Genomic DNA, 3,473 nt, shown 5'->3' on the forward strand with positions numbered 1-3,473 from the left:
CGAGGGCCTGTGCCGGGCCACGGCCGACCTCTACATGCTGGCGAGCCGCACCCCGGAGGGCATCTACCCCTTCGCCGGCATCCCCTGGTACTCCACGGTGTTCGGCCGCGACGGCATCATCACGGCGATGATGGCGCTCTGGATCGACCCGAAATTCGCCCGGGGCGTGCTGCGCTACCTCGCCTCGACGCAGGCCAAGGCGGTCGATCCGGCCGCCGACGCCCAGCCCGGCAAGGTGCTGCACGAGACCCGGCGCGGCGAGATGGCGATGCTCGGCGAGGTGCCGTTCCGGCACTATTACGGCACCATCGACGGCACCCCGCTCTTCGTGATGCTGGCCTGGGAGTACTACGCCGTCACGGGCGATCTCGACACCGTTCGGGCGATCTGGCCCGCGCTGGAACTCGCCCTGGAATGGATGGACCGTTACGGCGACCGGGACGGCGACGGCTTCGTCGAGTACGCCCGCGACACCGACAAGGGCCTGGAGAATCAGGGCTGGAAGGACAGCCACGATTCGATCTTCCACACCGACGGTCACCTGGCCAAGGGCCCGATCGCCCTCTGCGAGGTGCAGGGCTACGTCTACGCGGCCAAGAACGGAATGGCGAAGCTCTCGGCTCTGCTGGGGCACGACCCGATGGCCGAGCGTCTCACGCAGGAAGCCGTGGCGCTTCGCGAGAACTTCGATGCGGCGTTCTGGAACGAGGAAATCGGCACCTACGCCCTGGCCCTGGACGGCGCGAAGAAGCAATGCGCGGTGCGCTCGTCCAACGCGGGCCACGCCCTGTTCACCGGCATCGCCAAGCCGGAGAGGGCGTCACGGGTCGCCGAGACCCTGCTCGGCAAGGACGGCTTCAACGGCTGGGGGGTGCGCACCATCGCCAAGGGCGAGGCGCGCTACAATCCGATGTCCTACCACAACGGCTCGATCTGGCCGCACGACAACGCGCTGATCGCGATGGGTCTGGCGCGCTACGACCGCAAGCACGAGGCCGCCCGCATCTTCCAGGGCATGTTCGACACCTCGCTCTACCAGGACCAGAAGCGCCTGCCGGAACTGTTCTGCGGCTTCATGCGCCGCAAGCAGCGCGGGCCGGTCTCCTATCCGGTGGCCTGCAGCCCGCAGGCCTGGGCGGCGGCGGCGCCCTTCGCCTTCCTGGCGGCCTGCCTCGGTCTCGAACTCGACCACGAGCGCAACCGCGTCCGGCTCAAGAACCCGATCCTCCCGGCGTTCCTCGACGGTGTGACGCTCTACAACGTCAAGCTCGGCGGTTCGCGCCTGGATCTCCGCTTTCAGCGCTACGACGACGATGTCACCGTCTCGGTGCAGCGTCGCCACGGCGACGTGCAGGTGGTGGTGACCAAGTAGGGCCGGGCCCACGGGAGTTCCGGGGCGGCCCGCTTCGGGGTAAGCGGGCCGCGCGGCACGTCACGCCGCCGAGGACGGGTTCATGCCGGCTGATCATCACGCCCCCGACGCGGCCCTGCGCCTCGCACAGGCCCTGATCCGGTGCCCGTCCGTGACCCCGGAGGATCGGGGCGCCCTCGACGTTGTCGCCGACGCGCTCCGGCCTGCCGGCTTCGCCGTCGAGCGGCCGGTCTTCTCGGAGCCCGGCTATCCCGACACGCCGAATCTCTACGCGCGCATCGGACGGGACGGTCCCTGCCTCGTCTTCGCCGGCCATACCGATGTCGTTCCGGAGGGCGAGGGCGCGTGGCGCCACGGACCCTACGCGGGTGAGGTGGCCGACGGGATGCTGTACGGCCGGGGCGCCGCCGACATGAAGGGCGGCATCGCCTGCATGCTCGCCGCGACGCTGGCCTTCCTGCAGCGCCGCGGCGCGGACCTTCCGGGCTCCATCGCGTTCCTGATCACCGGCGACGAGGAGGGCCCCGCGGTCAACGGCACCGTGAAGCTGCTCGATTGGGCGCGCGCCCGCGGCGAGCGCTTCGACCATTGCGTGCTCGGCGAGCCGACCAATCCCGGCCGGCTCGGGGAGATGATCAAGATCGGCCGGCGGGGCTCGCTCACCGGCAAGCTCACCGTCGTCGGCCGGCAGGGCCACGTCGCCTATCCGCATAAGGCCGAGAATCCGATCCCAGGTCTGCTGCGTCTCGCCTCCGCGCTGGTGGCCGGGCCGCTCGACAGCGGAACCGCCCATTTCGACGCCTCGAACCTGGAATTCACCACGATCGACGTGGGCAACCCGGCCAGCAACGTGATCCCCGCCACCGCCCGGGCGACGTTCAACGTGCGCTTCAACGACGACTGGACGGCCGAGAGCCTCGGTGCCGAGATCCGCCGTCGGCTGGAGCAGGCGGCCGGCAACGCGGTACGCTTCACTCTGGATCTCCAGCCCTCAAACGCGCCGGCCTTCCTGACCCGGCCGGACAGCTTCGTTAATCTGGTCTCCGCGGCGATCCGGGCGGAGACCGGGCTGACGCCGGTTCTGTCGACCACAGGGGGCACGTCGGATGCCCGCTTCATCAAGGATGCCTGCCCGGTGATCGAGTTCGGCCTCGTGGGCGAGACCATGCATCAGACCGACGAGTGTGTGGCGGTCGCCGATCTGGAGCGGCTGACCGCGATCTACGCGCGGGTGCTGGAGGCTTACTTTTCCTGAAGCGCCTCGAAGAAGCCCTCCGGGACGCCGCGAACCTGATAGGATCGGGAGTCCGGAGGGCTGATCCCGCTTCTCTGCACCATGCTCAAGCGTTGGCGGCCCTGATGCCGCGACAAACCCACATGTTCCGTGCCCGTGGGCGGCACAGGATGCGATAGCTGCCGGTCCGAAAGCGGCGACTCTTAGATCCGAGACGATCCCCAACGGCGATGTAGATCTGCCTCAGACGCTGGACATGCGGATCGTCCAGACGAAGTTCGATACTGCGCCTGACCAGCGCGGCGGCGGATGCGCGGTCCGTCAGGTCCGCCGGGAGCAGCGCCGGGCCCAGGATGACCCGGCCGACCTCAATGAGCAGCGTCTCGTTCTCGTCGCCGCTCCGCTCCGCGAGGCGTTCCAGATCAAACAGGGTCCGTATGCCGAGCGGCCACAGGCGAATGATCTTGTCACGGCCGACAGAACAACAGAGTTGCGCCTGCGCGACCCAATCCATGATCTGATAGACGCCGTACGGTGTCTCGACGAAGAGCATCAGGGGATTGGCCGCGGCCAGATTTTGCGTCGAGTGAATGTGGTGATCTTCGAGGCGCGATCGGATGTCGCTGTCGATTCCGTCGATGATTTCGACCGGCGTGATCTTGAAGGCCTGGAAGACCTCGTTCTCCTCCTGCTTAAAGTTCTTGAGCTGATCACGCTGGATGATGAATCGCAGCGCGACGTCCGGCATGATGCCGGCCACGAAACATGTGGTGACGACGACAGCTGCGGCGGCTGACGCGGCCCCCGAGACATCGGTTTTCAACAGCGGATTAATTAGATCGGAGCCGATCTTTAAAACTGAGATGC

At 67.5% G+C, this 3,473-nt stretch carries 2 protein-coding genes and 1 pseudogene; 2 read left to right on the top strand and 1 reads right to left on the bottom strand.

Features of this window, described 5'->3' with window-relative positions:
- Together I53_RS18945 and dapE are read left to right on the top strand one after the other, a co-directional pair.
- Window positions 1–1,372 (top strand): amylo-alpha-1,6-glucosidase (locus I53_RS18945; RefSeq protein ID WP_043353522.1); only part of this gene is annotated, 1,372 nt, incomplete at its 5' end.
- Between the two features lie 82 nt (window positions 1,373–1,454).
- Entirely contained in the window at window positions 1,455–2,627 is a 1,173-nt protein-coding gene (gene dapE, locus I53_RS18950) for a succinyl-diaminopimelate desuccinylase (protein WP_043353523.1), read from the top strand.
- 85 nt (window positions 2,628–2,712) lie between these two features.
- Here the strand turns inward: dapE and I53_RS34060 are convergent.
- Window positions 2,713–3,473, bottom strand: a pseudogene (locus I53_RS34060) (hypothetical protein); the annotation flags it as partial.

The sequence above is a fragment of the Methylobacterium sp. B1 genome, assembly GCF_000333255.1.
Taxonomy (GTDB): Bacteria; Pseudomonadota; Alphaproteobacteria; order Rhizobiales; family Beijerinckiaceae; genus Methylobacterium; species Methylobacterium fujisawaense.